The sequence below is a fragment of the Clostridium porci genome (assembly GCF_009696375.1).
Classification (GTDB): domain Bacteria; phylum Bacillota; class Clostridia; order Lachnospirales; family Lachnospiraceae; genus Enterocloster; species Enterocloster porci.
This window is the reverse complement of the sequence record NZ_VUMD01000010.1, coordinates 29,532-53,968: the sequence shown is the minus strand read 5'-3', so window position 1 is coordinate 53,968 and position 24,437 is coordinate 29,532. Positions and strand designations below refer to the sequence as shown.

The window sequence follows — 24,437 nt, the reverse complement described above, 5'->3', positions numbered from 1 at the left end:
CAGAAAGGCTGATTTTTTTAAGCCGTTGTCCAATTACTGTTTTGAAGCAGCTCTGGACTTAACTGGTAAATTCATAGTACAGGATACTGAGAAAAAGAGATATTCTTGTCAGGGAACTGTCCAGATTATTATTCAGGGTACGTTTAATAAGGTTTAATCGGTATATAAGGGTGTTCCTGTGAATATATAAGGCATCGGCAGTTTTGATTAGATTTCCGTTGTTTTGAAGATAAAACTTTAATGTATGGACTAATTCCGCTCCATTTTTTTCGTCATATTCCATCAGCAGTTTTAAATTTCTATCCACAAATATGTCAGCGGATGTTGGAATATGATCATGAATATCAAAAAATAAGCGATATAAGGTTAGCTTATCAAAGTGAGCGATTCGATCCTCAGGATTTATTCTGCTTACAAAATATAATGCGCTTTTTGCTTCTTTAAAGCTTGTAGACATTTCCCTTAAAGACGGATAGGAACTGCCAAAGGCCAAAGCAAAATTGCTGGGTGCGTATTTTGTAATAAGAAGTTTGTAAATAGCCGTAATATAGTCGATAGCATTCGTAAGCTGCAATTCTGAATCATCTACGCTGCATAAGCCGATTATATCATTGCCGTAGGGGAGTAAAATAATAGGAAACCGGCTGCCATTTAAAGCCATGATTGTTTTTACAATAGTAAGTGTTTCCTGCGCTGAAGCATTGTTTTCATTGAGAAGTATCTGGGTAAAAGTAAGGATGAATATAAAATGTCTATTTTTAAGGGAGATGGAGTGCAGAGTGGAAAAATCATGGAGCTCCTCCTCTGTTTCACAGGCCGAGAATAAGAGGCGTTCCATAAAAATTTCTCTCTTTTTCTGAATATTCTGTTCAGAAATGATTAAATTAATTATTTCTTTCGTGACATTAAGCAGTTTCAAATCCCAGGGCATCACATAAAGGGGAGTAGAATAATCATCAGCAAGCTCAAGAATCCTAGATGGGATTGTGCCATGACTGGAAATGCTTTCTACCAGCACAAGGCCGGAAATCCGCTTCTTGCTGCAATCTATAATAATATTCTGAAGAAGCTCCCACTTTGCCTGAGGCTGATGGTCTTTGCCATATATGACAAAGAGTAATTCGCCGCTGTTAAGCCATTCTGCAACGGATGGGGTGGTAACTATATAAGGCCAGGTAACGGTTCGGTGAATACCTGAATGGCCCGCTAATAATTTAATGCTCTGAAAATGCTTCAGGCTCATAAGATCTTCACAGGTAATGGACACAATGATTTCTCCTAAAATAGAATCTATAACATAATTATGGTGACATTCAAAATTATACTAGAAAAAAGTGGGAATGTAAATACGGCACAATATATGTGAGGGGATACACGGAAAAGATTGTACATATAGCACAACAATAAACAGGTTTTGTTGTGAACAAAAGAACATTATAATAGAACCTTACATTTGTGACAGAGGTATATATACAGCAATATGATGAATAGATAAAATAAAAGAACAGAATCATAAGGCGGTGAAACAAGAGTGAAAAAAGATGGTTTATTGAATCCACAAATATTAGCTGCCATAGCCGGAATTGGTCATACAGAGTACCTGGCAGTTGCTGATGCGGGCCTGCCTATTCCACCTGGGATACCAGTGATCGATCTTTCATTAATCCGGGGAATTCCAGCCTTTGGTACAGTCCTGAATTCCATAGTGGAGGAAATGGTTGTAGAGTCGTTTGTGGTAGCAGAAGAACTGATGGAAAGAAATGAGACTGTTTATAAGGAGGTAAGAGACATTTTACCGGAAGTGCCATACAGCAGCATTTCCCATGAGGAATTAAAAAAAAGGCTAATTAAAGCCAAGGCTGTTATACGAACAGGAGAAGCATCACCTTATGCCAATATCCTTTTGGTTGCAGGTGTAAATTTTTAAAATTAAAAGGAGGAAAACATGAAGATAGGGTACACAGCGTGGTCTTGGTTACAGGATGAGTACAATAATTGGGAGCCGGTAAGTCATTTGCCAAAACGGGATTTTGAGCAGTCCTTGAGAGATTTGAAGGATTGTGGATACAAGTATATGGAGAATTTCAATATTGTATCTGAAATTTATCAAAATGCCGGAGAAGAGTTTGAGAATGTGATGAAGAAATATAATATGGAGTTTGTCTGTATTTATCACTATCTGACAGATGATTTTAAAAAGGATATGGCTATTGCTGACAGATGCGTTCGATTTGCAAGGGAGCATGGATTTACGCTGATGAATCTGGAGCCTCCAAGAAAGAAGCCTGGGCAGATTGTCAGCAATGAGGAGCTGCAGCTGGTTTGTGACAGAGCCGATGCAATCGCGAGGCTCTGTGGGGAAAATGGCATTCAGCTTAATCTGCATCCTCATTGGGGAACCTATATTGAAGTGGAAGCTCAGATTGACTTTTTCCTCTCCCGAATGAAAGAAGATATTGGACTCTGTCTGGATACTGCTCATACAGTGCTGTGCGGCATGGAGCCTATGTATTTGTTTGACAAATACCTGAGGATGAAAAAAGTTCGATATGTCCATTTGAAGGATATTAATGGGGATCCGGATTCCTATCCTGAATATCCTCCCAGGAGATTTCGCGCCTTAGGGCAGGGAATCATTGATTTTCCGGGAGTGCTTTCAGTGCTGAAACGATATGGATATGATGGCTATCTGACAGTGGAACTGGATTTTAACAGAATTAATAACTATGAATCAGCTAGAACATCAAGAAAATACATAAGGGATGTTTTAGGAATGTAACGGTAAATGGATCAGAAGCAGGAGAAGAAAAATGAAATGTGACGCTGTATGGGTTGCAGAACCCTATAAAATTGAAATAAGACCAGTTGAAATAGCAGACGAGCCAGGCTATGGCCAGATTCAGATAGAGGTAAAGGCATGCGGAGTATGTGCATGGGATTCCTATTTATTCCAGGGAGTGACCGGACCAGGGCCAACGCCCTACCCTATTGGACATGAGGCGGTAGGTGTCGTAAGAAAAGTAGGCGGAGGTGTGACCGATTTTAAAGCTGGTGACAATGTGTTTCTTGGAACTGGCGGAAATGAGATGATGAGCCAGTATTTAAATAATATAGCAGCAGGAGCGGCGAAGCTTCCAAAAGAAATTGATGATTGGAGCAGATGGATTATTGAACCCACCTGCTGTGTGGTTAATCTGCTCAATAAAACCCAAATAGAATCAGGGGATAAAGTCGTATTAGTAGGGTGCGGCTATATGGGGCTGCTGACCTTAATGGGATTAGTAAGGGGCTCCCAGGCCGGGGAGGTAATCGTCTTTGAGAAAAGGCCGGAGAGACGCGATCTGGCAAGGAAATATGGCGCTGACAGAGTATTCGATCCCTATGACAAGGAGGGACAGGCCTGGATTGAAGAGTTAAAGGCTGAAGGTGGGGCGGATGTGGTTATTGAATTTTCTGCGTCAAATTCAGGTTTTGAGCTGGCCAATGAGTTAATACGTCATGAAGCCGGTAAGCTGGTTATCGGCTCCTGGCACCGACATGAAATGTCCTTTGACGGTACAAGATGGCATTTGGGCGGACTGAGCGTATATAACCTGTCTCCTATGAGTAACCGCCATTATACAGATGTTATGAAGCAGACAAAGGCATTACTGGATAAAGGTATTTATACCCCTCAGGATCTTGTGACACATGTGGCGGATTACAGAGATTGTCAACCCATATTTGAAAAATCCATCAGCAAAGAGGACGGATATATCAAAGGAGTAATTACATTTTAATGGAGGAGAGGATTTATGTTAAGGAAAAAGATAGCTGGAATCTTGGGAGTATTATTAGCCGCAGGTTTAATTTTGACAGGATGTTCCAAAGCAAAGGTGAATGAAAGTACTCAGGCTGCTGCCAATACAGAAGGACAAACGCCAGAGGAACAGAATGAAAAGGCTATCATTGGCGTCAGCCTGGCTACCCTGCAGTTCCCATTTTATCAGGATATGCAAAGAGGAATTCAGAACGCTGCCGGAGACGACATAGAGCTTGCATTTGTTGACTGTAACGGAGATGAGCAGGTGCAGATGAATTCCATTGAAAATTTTATTCAGATGGGCTGCAAGGCTGTTATCATGACATACCAAAACTTTGACACCCTGAAGAATATTTGCACGCCATTAAACGATGCGGGTATTCCTATCATCCTATGTGACGCAGGTCCCACTGATTTTGTGTATCAGGCAATCGGAACGGATAACAGAATTGGTGGACGTACTGCAGGAAAGTGGGCGGCAGAACAGTATTTAAAAGATGTAGATAGGAATGAAGCGCTTGATATTATTGTTTTAATTCCTCCGTCTGGAACATCGGCAAAGGCCAGAGCGGAAGGCTTTGAGGAAGAGATATTAAAGGTTTTTCCAAACTCCAATATTGAAACATTTGGAAAGTCGGCTGACAGACAAGATTTTATGTCAACCATGGAGGATGCGCTATCCTCACACAGCAGTCTGGATTTAGTTTTTGGTTATAGCGCCCAGGCTGGAATGGGAGCCTATGATGCAATTATATCGGCTAAAAATGAACATACCAAGGTAATAGGCTTTGATGCCACCGATGAGGAGAAGGGCGCCATTGATAAAGCAGAGGATTCGCCATATGTGGCAACTGTTATGCAGTATCCGGAAAAAATGGGAGAACTTGCTGTGCAGACCATCCGTGATTATATTCTGACCGGAAAGGAGTTGCCGGAGGAAGAAAAATACATCAACGCAGGAGTAGGATTATATACATACGGAGGCAAGATAATAACTGCTGAAGAAATTGCCCTTGACTGATAAATTAAGATAAGTATCTGGGTAAGTGTTGGGCTGCCGCAGATAGAAAGAATAACAACTCTTTTATATCTCGGCGGCCTGATATGCTGTTTTCTGTTTGGAAACAGATAAACTGGGTGAAATGGAGGGATCGATATGTGCAAGGGCAGTGATACAAAAAATATATTGGAGTTTAGAGGAATCAGTAAGTACTTTCCAGGGGTTCAGGCATTAAAAGATGTCAGTTTTACCGTAGGAAAGGGAGAGATACTTGCTTTGTTAGGAGAAAACGGAGCAGGGAAATCAACTCTTATGAAAATATTAGCCGGGGCCTACATAAAGGATGAGGGAGAGATTTATATTGACGGGCAGGCTGCTGATATAAGGTGTCCGGAAGATTCAGAACGCTTAGGGGTGGCAATTATTTATCAGGAGTTTAACCTGATTCCTGGATTAACGGTGGCTGAAAATATATTTATAAGAAGACAGCCAAAGAAAAAAGGAATTATAGACTGGAAGCGGATGAATCAGATGGCTCAGGAAATTATTGATGAAATTGACATAAACATTCGGCCTACGGATATTGTAAATACACTGACAGTGGCAGAGCAGCAGATGGTGGAAATATGTAAGGCAGTTTCGCTGAATTCCAAGATTCTGATTATGGACGAGCCGACTTCCGCGCTGACAGAAAGCGAGACGCAGAAGCTTTTTCATGTAGTTAAAAAGCTGAATAAAAAAAGGGTAACTATGATATTCATTACCCACAGAATGGATGAGGTTTTTGAAATATGTACCAATGCGACAATATTGCGAGACGGTCAGTTTATTAAATCGGCTCCGATTTCCCAGCTCACCCTGGATCAGATTATAGAATATATTGTTGGACGATCGTTAACAGAAATTTACCCTGAAAAGGATACAGAAGTTGGAGATGTTTACCTGGAGGTAAAAGAGCTTACAGATGGAGGAATACATGTGCAGCCATCCTCATTTGTGGCCCACAAAGGTGAAATCCTTGGCTTTGCAGGATTAGTGGGGGCCGGAAGGACGGAGCTGATGCGTCTGATTTTTGGAGCTGATAAAAGTATGGGAGGAAAAATTCTTATTGACGGAAAAGAGGCGCGTATACGCAGTGAGAGGGATGCGATCCGCCATGGAATCGGACTGGTTCCGGAGGATCGAAGGCGTCAGGGATTAGTTCTGGCATTGAATGTCCGCGAAAATATAATAATGGCTAATTACGAACGCCAAAAGACCCTGTTTTATCTGGATCCCCAAAAAGAAAAAAAGGTATGTGCCGAATATATTGACAAACTTCTTATCAAGACGCCGGGGCAAACTCAGTATGCTAAATTCTTAAGCGGGGGAAACCAGCAGAAGATAGCGGTGGGTAAGTGGCTGAACTGTTTCCCCGATATTATTATATTAGATGAGCCTACCAGGGGAATTGATATTAATGCCAAATATGAAATTTACAGTATCATGATTCAACTGGCCCGGGAGGGAAAGGTAATTATATTTGTATCCTCTGAATTGCCCGAACTGATTGGGATGTGCGACCGGATCATTGTAATGCATGAAGGAAAAATATCCGGAGAGGTCACTGGCAAGGAAATGAATCAGAAATCTATCATGTATTTAGCTACAGTAGAGGGGGGGAAGGCAAATGGAAAGAATTAATTTGTTTGAAAAGAGGAAAGGAGAAACCACGGCCAAAGCGGTAGTAAGGAATATCAGTAATTATAGCCTGTATATACTGCTTCTGCTTATGATTACCTTTGTTTCTATGGTATCAGAGGATTTCTTTACAGTAGATAATTTTATAAATCTGTTCCGCCAGATTTCCATTTCCGGTGTAGCCGCAATAGGCATGACATTTGTTATGCTGATTGATGAAATCGATTTGTCAGCAGGAGCAAACGCAGCTTTAGCCGGCGTCATAGCGTGTATGCTTCTGAAGGAAGAGTTCGGTATGCTAGCCGGCTATGGGTATTTCGGCATCCTGGCATCGGTTGTGATTGCGGTTGGTATTTCAGCGGTGTGCGGTGCAGCCTGTGGTATCCTCCATACATATTTAAAAATACCATCATTTATCGTAACATTGGGTGTTTCCTATATCTATAAAGGAATTGCTCTACTTCTTACAAATGCGTACCCGGTTATTGGAATGACGGAAAAATTTGAGGTGATTGGAAGGGGATATATCGGAGGAATACCAGTGCCCATTCTTATTATGGTAATTTTATATTTTATTGCGTGGTTTATCTTAAGATATACAAAATTTGGACGTTCCGCCTACGCAATCGGCGGTAATGCGGAAGCGGCTCAATTATCAGGAATTGCTGTAAAGCGCAATAAGGTTCTGATGTTTGCAATCGGTGGCTTAACAGCAGGGCTTGCCGGAGTAATTCTTGCCTCCCGAATGTTTTCAGGGCAGCCAACTGCATGTGCAAATACAGGTCTTGAGGCTATTGCGGCTGTTACAATCGGAGGCACATCGGCTAAGGCAGGACGGGGAAGAATGTGGGGAACCCTTCTTGGCTCCTTAATTATGGGAATGATTTCCAATGCGTTAAATATAATGAAAATCTCCCCCTACTATCAGTTTGTTGCTTTGGGAGCCGTCCTGGTCATTGCGGTTGCTATTGATAAGCTGAAAGATTAACTGCATTTCAGTAAGACCCTGCTGGCGGTGGCTAATATAATAACGCAGATAGGAATTGCCCGATTTCTGCGGTCTGGCAGCTTGAGCGTCAAAATTACCAGACTGGTTTTTGGACTATGTGAGCCGGCATATTTGGAAAGAAACCCATGAATGGAGTGCGTACAGAATACGTAAGGCTGAAAGGGAGCAGTTACTCTCGCCAAAACAAGTGTTAACTGTGTATTAAAAAAGGAATAAGTCTATAGCCTTTTTAATTGTCTATAAAATTATTATATGAGGAGCTGAAAGAATGAAGGCATTAGTTATGGAGGGGCCTGGAAAAAGCAGAGTGGAAGATGTTGAAATGCCAGTCCCCGGATATGGAGAAGTATTAGTAAAGATGAAATACTGTGGCGTCTGCAGCTCTGAATTGGAGCCGTGGAAGACTGCTGTTAAAGGACAAACCTTTGGCCATGAGCCTATGGGGACAGTTGAAGCTTTAGGAGATGGAGTTACAGGCTTAAAGCGAAACGACAGAGTTACAGGCCTGTGCAGCCCTTGTTACGCACAGTATACAATTATGAAACAGGAACACTGTGTTGTAATACCAGATGAGGTAGCGGATGAGGACGCTATGGGAGAAGCTCTGGCATGTCTGCTGAATGTGGGGGCGCAAATGCAATTGGCAGCTCCGGGTGATCCATTTGTAGTTGTAGGCTGCGGATATATGGGATTGGGTACTATATCTTTAATGCGCGCTATGGGAGCAGGCATGATAATAGGTGTGGATATACGCGAAGAAGCCAGAGAAAATGCGCTAAAATTCGGGGCAGACATTAGCTATTCACCAGAGACAATACCAGAAGAATATTTCTTTTCAAAATATAAGTTTGGTGGTCATGCTTTAGGACCGGGAAAGAAGCGGGAAATGTTTTCAGTTGGATTCAGCCGGGTAGAAGAATTTGCAGGAACGGGCAGTGCGCTGCGGCTGGCAGGAGATATGACCAGTGTGAACGGACATTTGGGAATTGGAGGCTACCATCTGGGAGGAGACAGGAGGATTGATTTCCAGCAATGGAATTATAAAATGATGAGGATTTTGAATACACAAATCCGGGATGATGATTTGGCGATACGTTATTGCCGCCAGGCTCTGGATTTGATAGCAAGAGGGCAGTGGAAATTTAAGGGCACCGTAAGTCCTAATAATATTTATTCATTGGAAGAATTTGATCGCTGCCAGTATGATTTAGAGCATAAGCCTTCTGGCTTTATCAAGGCATTGATTTGCTGTAACGACTAAGTATATGGAGATTTAAACGTGAAAGTACTTAATTTTGGGTCTTTAAACATTGATAGTGTTTATCGAGTGGAACATATTGTAAAGCCTGGTGAGACGGTTTCTTCTAAAAAGGTAAACCTATATCCCGGAGGAAAGGGACTTAATCAATCCATAGCTCTTGCTAAAGCTGGAATTTCTGTTTGTCAGGCCGGCTCCATAGGTAAGGACGGCGCTATGCTTTTAGAGTTTTGCAGGGAGCATGGGGTGGATACGAGATTGATCAGAAGTGTAGCAATGCAGACAGGAAATGCTGTTATTCAGGTTTCTGATACAGGAGAAAATAGCATTGTACTGTTTCCGGGAGCTAATTTTCAAAATGACACAGATTATGTTAAGCAGGTATTAAACCAGTTTGAAGCCGGAGACTTCCTGATTTTGCAGAATGAAATAAACTGCCTGAGAGAAATGATTGATCTGGCTTATGAAAGAGGCATGAAGCTTGTGTTAAATCCTTCTCCGATGAACAGGTATATATTAGAGGCAGATCTGAGAAAGATCACGTACTTTATTATGAATGAAATTGAAGGGTATCAGATTACTGGGAGAATGGAACCGGAAGAGATTCTAAAGGAGATGTCTGGAAGATTTCCAAGCAGTAAGATTGTTTTGACATTAGGAGAAAAGGGAGCCTGCTATCAGGAAGGAGAAAGAAGGGCATTTCAGGATTCATATAAGGTCAAGGCAGTCGATACCACAGCAGCCGGAGATACATTTACAGGTTATTTTTTAGCTGCCATAATCCGTGGGATGAAGATAGAAGAGGCTTTAAAATGTGCGTCAAAAGCATCCTCAATTACAGTTTCAAGGATGGGAGCGGCTGTGTCCATACCATACTGGCAGGAGGTGTTTTGTTAAATGTTGGTTTAAAAGGATTGTAAGATCTGAGTTTTATAATATAAGGACAGAAAAAATATAAGAGCCTGTCTGGCTGTGCATTATTTTGCGGCCGGACAGGCTTTCATCCGATCTGACGGATATTGATAAGGAATGAATGGTATTAGATTGGCTTTCGTATTTAGTTTGCTGCAGTTTCTGAAAACTGGGTGGTAACAAGGCTCTCGTAGGGAACGCGCTCCTTCAGCTCGCCAGCCTCCTCCAGAATATTTTCCAGGAGTTCAAAGCTTTCTTTGGTAAATATGGTGTTGGACTTCCAGGTTTCCTGCTCCTTGTAACGCTGTACAATGGTCGTAATTTTATCTACAGGAGTTTCCTTAAACTGGGGAGCGATGGTTTTTGCGATTTCCTCAGCAGAGTGAGCGTTTACATAGTCCAGACCCTTCTGGATCGCATTGGTAAATTTCTGAATCAGCTCAGGATTTTGTTCAAGATAGCTTTTTTTCACGCAGTAGGCTGTGTAGGGGACATAGCCTGATTCAGTGCCCAGGGATGCCACTACATATCCGGCGCCTTCGCTTTCCAGACTAGTTGCAAATGGCTCAAATTCCACGGTATAGTCAGAGTCGTTACTGGAGAATGCGGCAGCTGTCAGGCCGAAGCTGATGCTCTGGTCAATGGTTAAATCCGTCCTGGGGTCTAGACCGTGTTTTTTAAGTACATACTCAAATACCATCTGAGGCATGCCGCCTGTACGGCCTCCTAATACGTTCTTTCCTTTTAGAGATTCCCATTGAAAGTTATCCTCCGGCTGGCGGCCTACCAGAAAGTTTCCTGCACGCTGGGTCAGCTGTGCGAAGTTTACCGCATAGTCCTGAGAACCCTCCTGATATACGTAGATGCTGGCTTCAGAGCCCATAAAGCCGATCTGAGCGTCCCCGGAAATGAGGGCTGTCATTACCTTGTCGGCTCCTGCTCCATTTACTAGAGTTAAGTCTATGCCTTCGTCTTTAAAGTAGCCTAGTTCAATGGCTGTGTATTGGGGGGCGTAGAAGATGGAGTGAGCCACCTCGCTGAGCGTCAGAGGCGTAAGACCAAAATCAGATGTAGCGGATGCTTTTCCACAGCCAGTCAAGGCAGAGGCAGTTATACCGCCTGCCAGGATAAGGCTTATCAGTTTTTTCATTGAATTATGCTCCTTGTGAGGGTTTGAATATACTGTAGTTTATTAGAAAGGACAAGAGGAAGTGAATGAAAATAGGAAAAAGGAGCGGGAGATTGGCTTTCAGGCGATTGATTAGACAAATAAACCTGTGGTATGATAGACAGATATAAAAGGGAAATGTAGATGGAGGTGCTCAGATGAATTATAAGATAATTGTGCTGGATTTGGACGGTACTCTTACGAATCGGGATAAGATAATTACGCCTAGAACCAGGGCAGCGCTCATGAAAGCTCAGGAGGCAGGCAAGATCGTCGTATTGGCATCCGGACGTCCTGCCGCTGGAGTGGAGCCACTGGCAAAGGAGCTGGAGCTGTCCCGGTTTGGAAGCTATATTCTTTCCTACAACGGAGGGATGATAACCAACTGCAGGACTGGGGAGATTGTGTTCTCTGTTCTGCTGCCTGTGGAAACCAACAGGAAAATTATAGAGCTGTCCAGAGAGCACCGTGTGGATATTCTTACATATCAGGGGGAAGAGATCATTACCAATAATATGGAATGTCCTTATGCAGTGAAGGAGTCCGAAATTAATCATCTTCCCCTAAAGCAGGTGGAGGATATGGCGGAGTACGTGGATTTTCAGGTACCTAAGTTTCTGATGATGGATGACGGGGACTATCTGGCTACTGTGGAGCCAAAGGTCAAGGCAGCTATGGGACGAGATTTCAGCGTGTACCGTTCCGAGCCCTACTTCCTGGAGATTTTGCCAAAGGGTATTGATAAGGCCAGATCGCTTGAGCGGCTTCTTGACAGGATAGGGCTTACAAAGGAGGAGATGATTGCCTGCGGAGACGGATATAATGATTTGACTATGATAAGCTACGCTGGCTTGGGAGTTGCTATGGAAAATGCCGTACTGCCGGTGCGAAAGGCAGCCCAATACATTACCGCCTCTAATAATGATGATGGAGTCGGATTGGTAGTAGAGAAATTTATGCTGTCCTGATAGAAGATACATATTTGTTAATCATATAGATAACTAAAAAAGCTGGCTCCATCTGGACTTTCAGACTTTAATATGTTAAAATGATAGCGTTTAAGGGTTTAATGACCTGAATTTTGCAAAGGGCATGCGGTTGGGGAAGGCCGTATGAAATACAAGGAGAGATCAGGATATGAATAAAAAGATTAAAACAGAAGCGGTAGACCATTTATTTGACGCTATACTGACACTGAATAATCCGGAGGAATGTTACAAGTTTTTTGAGGATGTATGCACGATCAATGAATTGATGTCTCTATCACAGCGCTATGAGGTGGCAAAGATGCTGAGAGAGGGCAAGACATATTTGGAGATTGCAGAGAAAACAGGCGCTTCCACTGCTACCATCAGCAGGGTGAACCGCTCCCTTAATTACGGCAGCGATGGATATGATATGGTATTTTCCAGACTAAAGGTGGAAGGCCCTGATCCGGATTAGGACTGGCTTGGGCGGCATGCAGGTAAGATTAAGATAGGCAGCTTCATAATAAAACACGGCTCCTATGGCTATATAAGCTGGAACCGTGTTTTCCTGTTTCAGAGAAAATGGTTTTTGTTTCATCTGCTATTGTGGGTGCATTTTGCAGCATCCCTTTTTCTGTATCTGCTATCATGTGGCTGCAAACGGATTACATCCTTTACTTCTTTTTCTGGGACGCAGGCGACTCCTCCCGAAGCTGGTCTGCAATCATCTCGATCATCTGGGTTTTCAGGTATACGTCAAATGACAGTTCACAGATAAAGGCGAAGAGCTTAAGATAATCTCTATCGTCTCCTTCCAGAGGCGCGTCCTCAAATGTATCCTGCGCTCTGGAAAACTTGGCTGTCACATCCTCTTTCAAGTGCTCCATCTCCTGTTTCGCCAGTCCAAACACTTCACTGTAAATATCCTCCAGAGACAGTTTAGAAGCCTGGCCGGAGAAATGCTTTTCTGTTATGGGCCTAAATAAAGCTCCAATATCATGAAAGGACAGCAGGCTCTTGAAATAGTAAATGAACACCAGCATAAGTATATGATCCTTGGAGTATTTCTTCTTCACAGGAGGGGGAAGGAGGTTGTTCTTTGCATAATTGTTAATCATGGTCTTAGTTAACACCTTGTCTTCCGGGTGGCGTCTGGTATCCTTTAAGTGAGTTTCCATAAAGGTAGTGACTTGATCCATATATAAATCAATATCAGGAATGTCTTCCGCTTTCACATGGGATAGATGTTCCAGGTAGGCCATAAGATCTCTGAGGCGTTCTTCATTTGTCTTCATATATCAATCTCCATTCTGCCACCATTGGCTGGCGGCACCAATCCTAATGAAAGTGGTTCACACCTTCAAGCTTTCGTGTTACAATAGACCGGTAATAAGGCATTTTGACATAAAGATCGAACTGCCCTATCCTTTTTTACCGGCTCAGAGGTGAGTCTGACTGTATCAAGGCAGGAACACCTTTAAAATAGTTCGCTATGTAAGCCCTCTGTTTGCGGCTGTACCATGTTTTGGCTTGATCTATGTTACATTTGTCATTTCAATTTTACCAACATATCGCTGTATTTATTATATAGTATTCAATACTAGATGACAAGGGGTAATGTGGAAGAATTCACTACAATCACATGAATGAATAACCTGTAAATGAATGTAGGTTATTTGCGATGAAGCAGCATAAGACGAGAACGGAAAAATTTACTTATGCGTTTGTCGTTTGGAAAAATTAGATAGGTGTGCAGGTGTTGCATGAATTTATTTCTATATGTTATACAGGCGGAACCATGATCAGGATGGGGTTATTTAGGAAAAGAACATGCTTTCGGCATAATAGTTGTGCAAAAAGAGCAAACATGCTATACTGGGAACACGGATATTGTCCTGGAGACAGGGCTGGAAGGTGGTAGGACAGAATGAGTATATATGATACATTGAATCCCATGCAGAAAGAGGCGGTGCTCCATACAGAAGGGCCCCTGCTGATACTGGCAGGTGCAGGATCTGGAAAGACGAGAGTTTTGACCCACAGAGTGGCTTATTTGATTGATGAGAAGGGGGTAAATCCCTGGAACATTCTGGCCATTACCTTTACCAACAAGGCAGCAGGGGAGATGAGGGACAGAGTGGATAAGCTTGTGGGCTTTGGGGCTGAGAGCATCTGGGTTAGTACCTTCCACTCTACCTGTGTTAGGATACTCAGAAGATACATTGAATATCTGGGATACAGCGCTAATTTTACAATTTATGACGGGGATGATCAGAAAACCCTGATGAAGCAGGTCTTTAAGACGCTGGATGTGGATACCAAACAGTTCAAAGAGCGAGCGGTTCTGGGCGCTATTTCCTCAGCTAAGGATAAGCTTGTGGAACCAGAGGAATTTCTATTAAATGCAGGGCAGGATTTCCGCTTGAAGCGCATTGGTGAGATATATAAGGAGTATCAGAAGCAGCTTCGGGGGAACAATGCTCTGGATTTCGATGATTTGATTGTGAAGACGGTGGAGCTGTTTCAAAACAGCCCGGAGGCGCTTAACTACTATCAGGAGCGGTTCAAATACATAATGGTGGATGAGTATCAGGACACCAATCAGGCTCAATTTAAGCTGATAAGCCTTTTGGCAGCCAAGTATAAAAATCTTTGTGTGGTAGGCGATGATGATCAGTCCATTTACCGGTTCAGAGGAGCCGATATTGAAAATATTCTCAGCTTCGAGAATGCCTTTCCGGGAGCAAGGGTTATTAAGCTGGAGGAGAATTACCGCTCCACAAAAAATATTCTAAATGCGGCTAACGGCGTGATCCGAAATAACAGGGGGCGTAAGGATAAAACCCTATGGACGGCTAATGAAGCAGGCGCTTTTATTCAGTTCAGACAGTTTGATACAGCCAGGGATGAGGCTGATTTTGTGGCAAGGCAGCTGCGTGACAGCGGCTTCTCTTATCAGGATCAGGCAGTGCTGTACCGTACCAACGCACAGTCCCGTCTGATTGAGGAGCGGTGCATTTTTTACAATGTGCCTTACCGGCTGGTGGGAGGGGTGAACTTCTACCAAAGAAGGGAAATTAAGGATATTCTTGCCTATCTTAAGACCATAGCCAATGGTGTAGATGATTTGTCTGTGCTGAGAATTATCAATGTACCCAAACGGGGAATCGGGGCTACTACCATGGGGAGGGTGACGGCCTTCGCCTCCGAGCATGGCATGAGCCTGTATGCCGCGTTAACAGAGGCTCGGATGATCCCAGGACTTGGAAAAGCGGCAGAAAAGATAGGAAAATTTATAGGCCAGATGGAAGGCTATCGGGCTATGGCGCTGTCGGAGAGCTTTCGTATCAGGGAGCTGATTGAAGGAATATTGGACGAGACAGGATACAGGGAGGAGTTAGAGGCAGAGGGAGAGATTGAGGCGCAGACGCGTCTTGAGAATATTGAGGAGTTGGTAAATAAGGCTGTGAGCTACGAGGAGGACAGTGAGCATCCGACACTGGATGAATTCCTGGAGCAGGTAGCTTTGGTTGCGGATATCGACAGCATGGATGAGTCGGAGGAGCGAGTTACCCTTATGACCCTTCACAGTGCGAAGGGGCTGGAATTTTCCAAGGTGTATCTGGCGGGAATGGAGGACGGCCTGTTCCCCAGCATGATGTCAATTAACGCAGATGACAGGACGGAGCTGGAGGAGGAGCGCAGGCTTTGCTATGTGGGAATTACCAGGGCGAAGCAGGAGCTGGTGATGACCTCGGCAAGGCAGAGAATGGTCAATGGGGAGACACATTATTGTAAGCCCAGCCGCTTTGTGGAAGAGGTGCCCAGGGAGCTGCTGGAGGAGGAAAGGCTGGAGCCTGCGCTTTCAGGCTTTGTAAGGCCTTCGGCCAAGGCAGGATCGGATGGTGAAAATGGGAGGTTGCCGTGGAACCAAAGCTCTGGAGGTTCAGCGCGCACAAGTCTCTTTGGGAAGGGATATAATGCCTATGCTTCCAGGTCAGCTGTCACAGCTAGTGGAAGGCAGGGCAGCGTTAGCGGTAGTTTAGTCTTTGGAAAAGCATTTTCCGTACAAAAAGCAGCCTCGCTGGATTATGGTCCGGGAGACAGAGTAGCCCATGTGAAGTTCGGTTCAGGAACGGTGAAGGAAGTGAAGGATGGAGGAAAGGATTTTGAGGTCACGGTGGAATTCGACACAGCAGGGCAGAAAAAAATGTTTGCTTCCTTTGCAAAATTGAAAAAATTGCAGGCCTAGTTTGCTAAGGGTATATAAGCATAGCGGGGAGCTGGATAAAATTTGTATAAATTGGGATAGTAAATTAAGAAGTTGCATGGTATAATATCCTTATATCTTATACTAGGGTGGTTCGATGCTATGCGAGGGTGTCTCAGTACCAACCCGGTTCCCAGAGCGATAAAATAGCAGGAGGATGTGATATTATATCGTCCGATATTGTACCGGGCTGGTTCAGCAATATCTGAAGGCGGGTTACAGCTAACCGGGTAGCCCCAGAGGAATAGGATTGACAGAGATACGGTATCATAATTAAAAAGGATGTATCTGAGCTTAGCTTGAAATTTATGAAAGGATGTGTATCCAAATGAATCGATTTGACAGAGAACGCTTTGACGCAATGGGAAAAGAGGCTCTAAGCCGTGTAGAGGAAATAATGAACTCCAAAAGAATAAATGAGCTGCTCCACAGGAGAGAGGAAGATGAGAAGAAAAAGAACTGTATTCTGTGGGTATTGGCAATTATCGGCGCAGTAGCTGCAGTAGCTGGTATTGCTTACGCAGTTTACCGTTTCTTCACTCCTGATTATCTGGAGGATTTTGAGGACGATTTCGACGATGACTTTGATGATGATTTCTTTGAGGATGAAGGGACAGAGGCAAAGGCAGATTAACGATCCTGTGACTTATGCAGTCAGATTAAAAAGAAACGTATTCTACCCTAATAGTAAGGAACGGAAAAGTTTGTTTTTACTATTAGGGTGTTTTTTGCCAAACAAATGATCGATACGTTTGATTATAAATTTAGCCCGAAGATTCTTTTTGCCTTTGCTGGCAAGCGGGTTGTAAATGCTACCTTATCCTATCATCCTTTAAGCAAAATATTACCAGCGGTATTTCCTGTCTGATATAATTCTAAACAATGTATTCTAATTTTATCCAGAATATTTCGGTCAAAAGACCCCAGATAAATAATAGTTATCTTTAGATGAAGAAATTCCTTAGACAATGACATAGGATACAGTATGCCTTCCAATCGAATCGTTTACCAAAAGGATCAAAAAAGGATGGAATAATATTTTATTGGCTGAGTACCTGTAATTGAAGCTCTGTGACTTGCTCTTGGGTATACTTTGATGTATGGGTGTCAATCCAGAGAAGCTCCAGCAAAGGCCCCACAGGATTCATCCCTTCTTTTTTCGCATAGGAGAAAAGGAGGGGAACATAGCGCTGGTTCTGACTACAGTCCCCGTTGTAACAGACAGAGAGATAGGAGCCTTTTTCAAGGGTGTACTCCCCTTCTGGATGAAGAATAAAGACGGCATCATAAGTACGGCAGTTTCCTTTTCTCGCGTTCGAAATGTTTAAAAAGGAACCCATCTGATTGTTTCCGATAATATACTGACGATCGTTGCCAAAGCTGACCAGCTGTTTGATCAGCACGTCCATTTCTTCATCAGTACTGTAGCTTTGCATAATCCGGTGGCATGGGCGGTCAGGCAGCTTTTTGAGGAGAATATCACCCAGGGGAAGAGTCTGAGCTTGGATGATGGTCTGACGGCGGGTCAGTATGTTATGCTTTAGTGAGGTAAGCCTTTCGAGCTGCTGGTCAATAAGAGCAAGCTCTTGTTCAAACATGGACATGGTGGAGCGAATGCTTCGCTCCCTAATATAATCCCGTATCTGTTCCATGGAGAAGCCTAGGTCACGCAAATCTCTTATAATGTTAAGACACCATAAATCCTCTGTGCGGTAGATACGGTATCCGTTGGAGCTGCGGTGGGGCACCAGAATTCCAAGAGATTCGTAGTAGCGAAGCACATCTGTACTAATTCCGTACAGAGAAGCGACTTCCCCTATTCTATAAAAAGTTGACATACTAATCTCCTTCTTACATAAATATTTCTGTTAGTTTTAACAAATTTTATGGTATTTCTCAAATTTCTCTTTACCTTGGCATTATACCAAGGTTTATATTTATATTACTTCACTATAACACAGAAGAATCAGGATGCAAAGCTTTCATGATGTTTTCACAATAAATGCATACGTGATTTTTATGAACAAAGAGTTACAATATAAATAAAACGTATATAGCTTTTATGATAGTAGATTGAAAGCCATAATCAACCCCATAAAAGGCTCTACTTATATCTTTTAATGCTTTGTGCCTGAGCAAAACGAAAGGAACGAATATAAAAATGAAATTAGATAGTATATCATTAAAAAGGAGCTTTTGGAGGTTTATCTGGCCTTCGGTAATTGCGCAGTGGATATTCTCGCTTTATACTATGGTAGATGGTTTGTTTGTAGCAAGAGGAGTATCTGAGGTAGCGCTATCAGCGGTGAATATTGCTTCACCCTTTGTACATTTCCTTTTCTCTGTCTCCCTGCTATTCGCTGTAGGTACTTCAACGATAGTGGCAATGTTTCTGGGACAGGACAAACGAAAGGAGGCGGATGAGGCCTATTCCCAGAACCTGGCAGTGCTGGGGATTATATCTCTGGTAATTACTGCTGCTGTCTTTCTGAATTTAGATTCGGTCGCTGCATTTTTAGGAGCTACAGAGCTGACATTGGATTATGTGAAGCATTATATCATATCCATCCTTCCGTTTAGCTGGTGCTTTATTTTCTCTTATTCCTTTGAAGTGCTGGTAAAGACGGATGGGTTTCCGAAGTTTGCTGCCATATGTGTAGCCTTAGCGGCAGTGACAAATTGCCTGCTGGATTGGTTGTTTGTTATGGTATTCAGATGGGGTGTAGCAGGAGCAGGAGCAGCTACAGGCTTGTCTCAGATGCTGGCAGTAGCTTTATATCTGGTACATTTCTTAAGTCCAAGGGCAACCATAGGGTTTGTCAAGCCCTGCTGGAGCTTGGGAAAGCTGTGGAGAGTAGTTAAAATCGGGCTGCCTTCAGGGCTTACAGAGCTATCAGCCGGCATCACGGTTTTTCTTTTTAATCATGCCATTTTGGCCTATATTGGTGAGGAGGGAATTATAAGCTATACCATTATCGCTTATATCAACACCATTGTAGTAATGTCTATGGCAGGCGTTGCTCAGGGGGCTCAGCCGCTGGTAAGCTTTTATTATGGTAGGAGAGATGGATACTCCTGCGGAGTTCTTTTCCGTTATTCAGTTGTAACCATTGTAGCTATGGCCGCAGCCGCTTTCACAGGCTCCTGGGCAGGTGCGGAAGGGCTGGTGTCCGCCTTTATATCTGAGGACATGGCAGAGCTTCGGGTGTACTCTGCTTCTGTATTTCGGATTTTCAGCGTTTCTTTCCTGATAATGGGCTTTAATATAATGATAGGGGGGTTCTTTACTGCGATTGAATGGCCGAAAGCAGCTCTGGCGATTACATTGGGAAGAGGACTGATTACCATGTCTGCCGCATTAGCCATCTGCATAGCAGCTGCCGGAGGAGAGGGTATATGGTGGGCTCCTGCTGTATCGGAGCTGATCTGTCTGGTAATATCTATGGGATTGATGTCCAGGTACAGAAAAAGAAATAAAAGCCTTTCGTTTAATGCATCCAAAGAAGTCTCGCCAGATGTCTGGAAAGACGGTCAACGATATTGAGTTTGCGGGAAGGTTCGTGTAGCTAATTAACAATACGGTGAGGAGGCAGCTGCCAGGATACCAAAATTCATATCAGACATAAATTTACGTTTCGATTTGGAAAATTTTTGGAAAATGAAAGTTATTGATAGTCAATAGGGGTATAAAGTGACTGTGGATAAAGCTGTGGGAATCCGAGAGAATGAAGGCTTGATGAGATTTCCTTGTCATGATAGAATAAAAGAAAACGGCTAGAATGGTCTGGAGTATATTTTTATAAAAAAAGGAAGCGGAGAATATAAGAGTGAAAAAAGGCGAAATATTTGAGGGAGTAGTAGAAACCATTGAATTTCCTAATAAGGGAATTTTACACATAGACGGCGAACGTGTTGTCGTGAAAAATGCAATTTTAGGGCAGAGAATACAAGGTGCAATAACAAAGCAGAGAAAGGGAAGGGCAGAGGGAAGGGTTGTGGCGCTTCTGGAACGCTCTCCATTAGAGATACCGGATGAGGCGTGCCCACATTTTGGTATTTGCGGTGGCTGTATATATCAGAGCCTGCCTTATAAGGAGCAGCTTAAAATCAAGGAAAATCAAGTAAAGTCCCTTCTGGACAGTGTTGTAGAGAACAGAACCTATGAGTTTCAGGGAATTAAGGGAAGCCCTCAGTCTGAAAGATACCGGAATAAAATGGAATTTTCTTTTGGCGATGAGGTGAAGGACGGGCCTCTGGCATTGGGGCTGCATAAAAGGAGCAGCTTTTATGATATTGTGACGACGCAGGACTGCCGGATTGTACACACGGATTTCTGTCAAATATTAGAGGCTACCCGGGAGTATTTTGCCCGGAAGAAGATTGCTTTTTATAAGAAGCTGCAGCATAAGGGGTATCTGCGACATCTTTTGGTGCGGAGGGCGGTAAAGACAGGGGAGATACTGGTGGATTTGATAACCAGCACTCAGCGCGAATATGTGGGGGAGGAAGAGGAGAATAGGCTCTTGGAAGGTTGGAAGAATGCGCTCCTTTCTCTGAATCTAGAGGGGACAATAGCAGGCATACTCCATACGGAAAATGATTCTATGTCCGATTCGGTACAGGATGACAGAACTCAGGTTCTCTATGGGCAGAATTATTTTTATGAGGAGCTTTTGGGGCTGCGCTTCCGTATTTCTCCCTTCTCCTTCTTTCAGACAAATTCTATGGGAGCAGAAGTGCTGTACGAAACTGTCCGAAGTTTTGTGGGGGAAACCAAAGATAAGGTTATATTCGATCTCTACAGCGGTACTGGAACCATTGCCCAGATCCTGGCTCCGGTAGCAAGCAAAGTGGTAGGTGTAGAGCTTATAGAAGAGGCTGTGGAGGCAGCCAAGATAAATGCGGGGCTTAACGGGCTGTCGAACTGTGAATTTTTAGCCGGGGATGTGTTGAGGGTAATAGACGAATTAGAGGATAAACCAGATGTAATCGTGGTGGATCCGCCTAGGGATGGAATTCATCCAAAGGCATTAGGAAAGATTGGGTCCTCAATTAGGGCCCCAAAAATAATTTATATATCCTGCAAACCTACAAGTCTTATTCGGGATCTTGCAGTCCTGCAGGAATACGGCTACGAAGTGCGCCGGGCTTGTTGCGTTGATATGTTTCCAGGAACTTATCATGTGGAGACGGTTGTACTTTTGTCCCAACAAAAACCGGATGACACGATAGAGATCGACCTGGACTTGGATGAACTGGATGCAACCAGTGCCGAGTTGAAAGCCACCTATCAGGAAATCAAAGATTATGTGCTGAAAGAATTTGGCTTGAAGGTTTCAAGTTTATATATTTCTCAGATAAAACGCAAATGTGGAATTGAAGTGGGAGAAAACTATAACCTTCCAAAATCAGAAAATGCAAGAGTTCCACAATGTCCGAAAGAGAAAGAAGATGCTATCAAGGCTGCCCTGAAATATTTTGCGATGATCTAAGACATTGCTGATTTCAAGGAGGAATAACACATGAAAAGCACATTTGAAAAAATGGGTGGAACCTACACACTGGGAGCAGATGGAATTTACTATCCGAATCTTGTCAGTAAAGATGAAGAACCGCATTATGGGAAGTACGGAAGGATGCGAAGGCAGTATCTGAAAGAACATCGTCCGGCAATTTATTCATTGTGTATGCTGGAAGACAAACTGACGGAACATCTGAATGCTGTGGATGATGAGGCACAGGAGAGGATGGATATTCTGGTGCTTCAGATGATGAAGAAGCAGGGAATTACGGAAGAACTGAAAGCTCGTGACCAGATGGTGTGGATTGGAGCTGTAAATAATATCCGAAATGCTGCGGAAGAGATTGTGTTGAAAGAATTGATTTACAGGTAAACAAAGAGCTGAACAAGTAGGACGAAAAATCCCATTTGTTCAGTTCTTTGAGTTTATAAGGGGGTAAAGAGACACTAAATTACAATTCCATATCATGTGATTTTTTCTTGGACCTGCCAGGCCGGCTTCTTCGCATTTCCTGTTTTCGATGATATTCAAGTTCCCATATCCGATGGGAGAAAACATCAGGATCTTCCACATTAAGATAATCTACCTCTTCGGCTGCAATGTCACGGCGGTGATAGTCATAATATTTACCAAAAGTTGCTTTGAGTTGGGTAATCAGCTTATCCTGGAAATCTGGACGGATCTGGATTCGGGTGTCCAATAATTCAAGATATTGCTCTGGTTCCGGACGAAAGGATTCTTCACGGAAAGCCGCTGCATCTTTTTTGAGTTGTGCTTTGAGCGTAACATCCTGAGAATCCAGTACATCCAGATTCTTGTTCATCTGGTCATATTTCTTAGAAAGATTGGTCATGTCTTTATCTGTGGAACACTCTGCCTGAAATATCAGATGCTCTTTCCGGGATTTCAGTTCTTCTATTTCTTCCGTTACTGTGGTTAGCTGTTGATTCAATTTTATATGCTGGATAGGATTCAGAATACGGGTTTTATCCTTCTGTAAATTCAGTTCTTTCTTTTCAGCGATTTTGGCTTTGAGCTTTTTCTTAACGGTATTGTATTTATTCAGGATGGGATGAAAGTGCTGTATCCAGTCATGGATCACTTCTTTTTGCATTTCATTGTGAAGCAAATGATATTGAGTAAATATCATATGATTTCGGATGGCTTCCATCGTTTCTGCAATGACAGGAATAGATCTTTCCACTGCCTGTGCCAGTTTTGCAACCTGTGCTTTTAATTCCCGGAGCATTTTATTATCTGCACGAATCTGGCGGTTGATCTCACAGCGGTCGGATATCATACCTTTCTTTTCCATATTCTGAGCAATATAGCCCTCATGGATGGTAGGCTGTTCGGTGATTCCCTGATTTGCAAAGCTGCGGTGATCGATGGATGCGTGTATCTGATTTTGGGCAAGCATTTTGTTTACAGCCTCTGCCCATTTTTCTCTCCAGAGACAGATTTGCTCTTCGCTGTTCCACCTCTCGGAAATGGGATTTTGCCTGCCGTATCGGGTGCTTTTCGGATGCTTGTCCACACGCTCATATCCTTTTTCCAGTGCTGCAGATGGAGTCAGATATATTTTCTTCTTGCCTGCCTGATAGCGGTATTGCTTCTCCCATCCTTCCTTTTGTGCTTCTTTAAATTCTGCGGCAGTAAAGCCTTTTTCCTTACCATCTTTTATACAAAGATATTCTTTTTCTGTTTTATACTGCCATGTCCCGTTTTCGTTCAATGGACGGACGGTAAGAAGAATGTGTGCATGAGGGTTATGACCGTCGGTATCGTGGATGGCAAAATCAGCACACATTCCCAGATCTACAAAGTTCTTTTGAATAAAATCCCGAATGAGAGATATATTGCTGTCGGTATCCAATTCTATGGGAAGAGCCACAACAAATTCTCTCGCCAGTCGGCTATCTTTTGTTTTTTCAGCAGCTTCCACAGCATTCCAGAGCTGCTCCCGATCCTTCCAATCAGGTGGAGCCATTGGTGGAAGCATTACTTCCTGATATATCAGCCCATGTTTTCGTGTATAGTCATGCTGGATGCCATCATAATCATTGTACATCCGGCTGCAGCTCATATAGGCGGAAGCGGCAACGGCAGACCGCCCGGAGCCCCGGCTGACAACCTTGGCTTCCATGTGGTAAATTGCCATAGGCATGAACCTCCTCTCTGTGATGGTGTATGATTTGAATTTGTCTTTTATGGGGCTGTGGTTTTATTCAAAACTGAATAAAAGTTGCCGGTGGCAGGTTTTATCAGGCAGCCATATCCGGTAAATGTTTTTAGCCGAGTGTTTCGGAAAATCCGAAATACTTACAATCGGATAGAAGCAGATTGTAATGGCTGCATAGCCGGTGTTGCCTGCAACAGCGGATAGCCCTCGGCAGAGCGCACGAGCCTGACCAACGGGAAGGATACCACCGCCTCTTTGAGGTGGTGAGTAAGTGCGCCCTTCGGGAGTAAAATATCTTTATTTAATTTAAAGTCCTTGTAGCCGGATTATCAGTTCCCGCTTCAGGAGATCCAAATCCATTTCCCGGATATGTGGAGCAACGCTTTCCAGAATTGCTCCTTCCTGGATCAATCGGTGCGTTCTGGCGTTACGTTCTTTCCTGCGGTTTCTTGCTTCGGCTTCCTCCTGTCGGTGTTTTGCCTGCAAAAGTGCTTTTTCTTCTGATGTCATTGTTTTTTCTTCTGCCATATCTGGCGTCTCCTTTTCTATGCCCGTATCCGGGCTTTTGGTCTTACAATTCTTTGAATTGGTACTGTTTTGGATGGTCAATGGCAGTGATACTTTCTCCCATGTCTGGAAAGGGAGATTGCAGTATCACCGCCTGAG

General features: G+C 43.3%; 21 protein-coding genes. 15 read left to right on the top strand and 6 right to left on the bottom strand.

Annotated features, from left to right (window positions below):
- Positions 1-58: 58 nt before the first annotated feature.
- Positions 59-1,267, bottom strand: coding sequence for a PucR family transcriptional regulator (locus FYJ39_RS12280; protein ID WP_154472748.1), 1,209 nt, complete (start codon positions 1,265-1,267; stop codon positions 59-61).
- A gap of 264 nt (positions 1,268-1,531) precedes the next feature.
- On the opposite strand from FYJ39_RS12280, the gene rbsD reads away from it, so the two are divergent.
- The 8 genes from rbsD to FYJ39_RS12240 all read left to right on the top strand — a co-directional run bounded on the left by rbsD (position 1,532) and on the right by FYJ39_RS12240 (position 9,646).
- The gene (rbsD, locus tag FYJ39_RS12275; protein ID WP_287847078.1) at positions 1,532-1,927 is read left to right on the top strand and encodes a D-ribose pyranase; all 396 of its coding nucleotides are present in this window, start codon (positions 1,532-1,534) and stop codon (positions 1,925-1,927) included.
- Between the two features lie 18 nt (positions 1,928-1,945).
- A complete protein-coding gene (locus FYJ39_RS12270) occupies positions 1,946-2,779 on the top strand; it encodes a sugar phosphate isomerase/epimerase family protein (RefSeq protein ID WP_154472747.1) in 834 nt (277 codons plus the stop codon).
- Positions 2,780-2,810: 31 nt separating this feature from the next.
- Complete coding sequence (locus FYJ39_RS12265; RefSeq protein WP_154472746.1) at positions 2,811-3,779, top strand: zinc-dependent alcohol dehydrogenase; 969 nt, start codon at positions 2,811-2,813, stop codon at positions 3,777-3,779.
- A gap of 15 nt (positions 3,780-3,794) precedes the next feature.
- Positions 3,795-4,823 (top strand): substrate-binding domain-containing protein, encoded by a 1,029-nt coding sequence (locus tag FYJ39_RS12260; RefSeq protein ID WP_154472745.1) that lies wholly within the window; start codon positions 3,795-3,797, stop codon positions 4,821-4,823.
- Between the two features lie 135 nt (positions 4,824-4,958).
- Entirely contained in the window at positions 4,959-6,485 is a 1,527-nt protein-coding gene (locus tag FYJ39_RS12255; protein ID WP_154472744.1) for a sugar ABC transporter ATP-binding protein, read from the top strand.
- Positions 6,472-7,470 carry an ABC transporter permease gene (locus FYJ39_RS12250; RefSeq protein ID WP_154472743.1) on the top strand — a complete coding sequence of 333 codons (999 nt, stop codon included), beginning with the start codon at positions 6,472-6,474 and terminating at the stop codon, positions 7,468-7,470. Before FYJ39_RS12255 ends, FYJ39_RS12250 begins: the two co-directional genes overlap by 14 nt.
- 289 nt (positions 7,471-7,759) lie before the next feature.
- Positions 7,760-8,752 (top strand): alcohol dehydrogenase catalytic domain-containing protein, encoded by a 993-nt coding sequence (locus tag FYJ39_RS12245; RefSeq protein WP_154472742.1) that lies wholly within the window; start codon positions 7,760-7,762, stop codon positions 8,750-8,752.
- 18 nt (positions 8,753-8,770) lie between these two features.
- Positions 8,771-9,646, top strand: coding sequence for a ribokinase (locus FYJ39_RS12240; RefSeq protein WP_328597551.1), 876 nt, complete (start codon positions 8,771-8,773; stop codon positions 9,644-9,646).
- Between the two features lie 160 nt (positions 9,647-9,806).
- On the opposite strand, the gene FYJ39_RS12235 is transcribed toward FYJ39_RS12240, so the two are convergent.
- Entirely contained in the window at positions 9,807-10,811 is a 1,005-nt protein-coding gene (locus FYJ39_RS12235; RefSeq protein WP_154472741.1) for an ABC transporter substrate-binding protein, read from the bottom strand.
- A gap of 176 nt (positions 10,812-10,987) precedes the next feature.
- Here FYJ39_RS12235 and FYJ39_RS12230 point away from each other — a divergent pair, with 176 nt between their 5' ends.
- Positions 10,988-11,797, top strand: coding sequence for a Cof-type HAD-IIB family hydrolase (locus FYJ39_RS12230; protein WP_154472740.1), 810 nt, complete (start codon positions 10,988-10,990; stop codon positions 11,795-11,797).
- Positions 11,798-11,966: 169 nt separating this feature from the next.
- Entirely contained in the window at positions 11,967-12,272 is a 306-nt protein-coding gene (locus FYJ39_RS12225; protein ID WP_154472739.1) for a YerC/YecD family TrpR-related protein, read from the top strand.
- Between the two features lie 199 nt (positions 12,273-12,471).
- Here FYJ39_RS12225 and FYJ39_RS12220 read toward each other — a convergent pair whose 3' ends face one another.
- On the bottom strand, positions 12,472-13,092 hold the full coding sequence (locus tag FYJ39_RS12220) for a DUF1836 domain-containing protein (RefSeq protein ID WP_154472738.1): 621 nt from the start codon (positions 13,090-13,092) through the stop codon (positions 12,472-12,474).
- A gap of 632 nt (positions 13,093-13,724) precedes the next feature.
- On the opposite strand from FYJ39_RS12220, the gene pcrA reads away from it, so the two are divergent.
- Positions 13,725-16,049, top strand: a complete 2,325-nt coding sequence (pcrA, locus tag FYJ39_RS12215; RefSeq protein ID WP_154472737.1) for a DNA helicase PcrA — start codon at positions 13,725-13,727, stop codon at positions 16,047-16,049.
- Between the two features lie 346 nt (positions 16,050-16,395).
- Complete coding sequence (locus FYJ39_RS12210) at positions 16,396-16,701, top strand: DUF4366 domain-containing protein (protein WP_154472736.1); 306 nt, start codon at positions 16,396-16,398, stop codon at positions 16,699-16,701.
- A 406-nt stretch (positions 16,702-17,107) separates the two neighbouring features.
- Here FYJ39_RS12210 and FYJ39_RS12205 read toward each other — a convergent pair whose 3' ends face one another.
- Positions 17,108-17,905 (bottom strand): MerR family transcriptional regulator, encoded by a 798-nt coding sequence (locus tag FYJ39_RS12205; protein WP_154472735.1) that lies wholly within the window; start codon positions 17,903-17,905, stop codon positions 17,108-17,110.
- A 323-nt stretch (positions 17,906-18,228) separates the two neighbouring features.
- Here FYJ39_RS12205 and FYJ39_RS12200 point away from each other — a divergent pair, with 323 nt between their 5' ends.
- From FYJ39_RS12200 to FYJ39_RS12190, 3 genes are all read left to right on the top strand, one after another.
- Complete coding sequence (locus FYJ39_RS12200) at positions 18,229-19,611, top strand: MATE family efflux transporter (RefSeq protein ID WP_154472734.1); 1,383 nt, start codon at positions 18,229-18,231, stop codon at positions 19,609-19,611.
- 283 nt (positions 19,612-19,894) lie between these two features.
- Complete coding sequence (gene rlmD, locus FYJ39_RS12195) at positions 19,895-21,559, top strand: 23S rRNA (uracil(1939)-C(5))-methyltransferase RlmD (RefSeq protein WP_328597550.1); 1,665 nt, start codon at positions 19,895-19,897, stop codon at positions 21,557-21,559.
- A 30-nt stretch (positions 21,560-21,589) separates the two neighbouring features.
- The gene (locus FYJ39_RS12190) at positions 21,590-21,961 is read left to right on the top strand and encodes a TnpV protein (protein WP_154472733.1); all 372 of its coding nucleotides are present in this window, start codon (positions 21,590-21,592) and stop codon (positions 21,959-21,961) included.
- A 79-nt stretch (positions 21,962-22,040) separates the two neighbouring features.
- Here FYJ39_RS12190 and mobQ read toward each other — a convergent pair whose 3' ends face one another.
- A complete protein-coding gene (gene mobQ, locus FYJ39_RS12185; protein WP_154472732.1) occupies positions 22,041-23,750 on the bottom strand; it encodes a MobQ family relaxase in 1,710 nt (569 codons plus the stop codon).
- A 327-nt stretch (positions 23,751-24,077) separates the two neighbouring features.
- Positions 24,078-24,299, bottom strand: a complete 222-nt coding sequence (locus FYJ39_RS12180; RefSeq protein WP_154472731.1) for a DUF3847 domain-containing protein — start codon at positions 24,297-24,299, stop codon at positions 24,078-24,080.
- Positions 24,300-24,437 lie beyond the last annotated feature (138 nt).

What these genes read in the sequence shown, in the direction of transcription:
- FYJ39_RS12255 (WP_154472744.1), top strand. Translation starts at nt 4,959, where the DNA reads ATGTGCAAGGGCAGTGATACAAAAAATATATTGGAGTTTAGAGGAATC.
- mobQ (WP_154472732.1), bottom strand. Translation starts at nt 23,750, where the DNA reads ATGGCAATTTACCACATGGAAGCCAAGGTTGTCAGCCGGGGCTCCGGG.
- FYJ39_RS12225 (WP_154472739.1), top strand. Translation starts at nt 11,967, where the DNA reads ATGAATAAAAAGATTAAAACAGAAGCGGTAGACCATTTATTTGACGCT.
- FYJ39_RS12190 (WP_154472733.1), top strand. Translation starts at nt 21,590, where the DNA reads ATGAAAAGCACATTTGAAAAAATGGGTGGAACCTACACACTGGGAGCA.
- FYJ39_RS12210 (WP_154472736.1), top strand. Translation starts at nt 16,396, where the DNA reads ATGAATCGATTTGACAGAGAACGCTTTGACGCAATGGGAAAAGAGGCT.
- FYJ39_RS12250 (WP_154472743.1), top strand. Translation starts at nt 6,472, where the DNA reads ATGGAAAGAATTAATTTGTTTGAAAAGAGGAAAGGAGAAACCACGGCC.
- FYJ39_RS12205 (WP_154472735.1), bottom strand. Translation starts at nt 17,905, where the DNA reads ATGTCAACTTTTTATAGAATAGGGGAAGTCGCTTCTCTGTACGGAATT.
- FYJ39_RS12220 (WP_154472738.1), bottom strand. Translation starts at nt 13,092, where the DNA reads ATGAAGACAAATGAAGAACGCCTCAGAGATCTTATGGCCTACCTGGAA.
- FYJ39_RS12200 (WP_154472734.1), top strand. Translation starts at nt 18,229, where the DNA reads ATGAAATTAGATAGTATATCATTAAAAAGGAGCTTTTGGAGGTTTATC.
- pcrA (WP_154472737.1), top strand. Translation starts at nt 13,725, where the DNA reads ATGAGTATATATGATACATTGAATCCCATGCAGAAAGAGGCGGTGCTC.
- FYJ39_RS12230 (WP_154472740.1), top strand. Translation starts at nt 10,988, where the DNA reads ATGAATTATAAGATAATTGTGCTGGATTTGGACGGTACTCTTACGAAT.
- FYJ39_RS12265 (WP_154472746.1), top strand. Translation starts at nt 2,811, where the DNA reads ATGAAATGTGACGCTGTATGGGTTGCAGAACCCTATAAAATTGAAATA.
- FYJ39_RS12235 (WP_154472741.1), bottom strand. Translation starts at nt 10,811, where the DNA reads ATGAAAAAACTGATAAGCCTTATCCTGGCAGGCGGTATAACTGCCTCT.
- FYJ39_RS12180 (WP_154472731.1), bottom strand. Translation starts at nt 24,299, where the DNA reads ATGGCAGAAGAAAAAACAATGACATCAGAAGAAAAAGCACTTTTGCAG.
- FYJ39_RS12270 (WP_154472747.1), top strand. Translation starts at nt 1,946, where the DNA reads ATGAAGATAGGGTACACAGCGTGGTCTTGGTTACAGGATGAGTACAAT.
- FYJ39_RS12260 (WP_154472745.1), top strand. Translation starts at nt 3,795, where the DNA reads ATGTTAAGGAAAAAGATAGCTGGAATCTTGGGAGTATTATTAGCCGCA.
- FYJ39_RS12245 (WP_154472742.1), top strand. Translation starts at nt 7,760, where the DNA reads ATGAAGGCATTAGTTATGGAGGGGCCTGGAAAAAGCAGAGTGGAAGAT.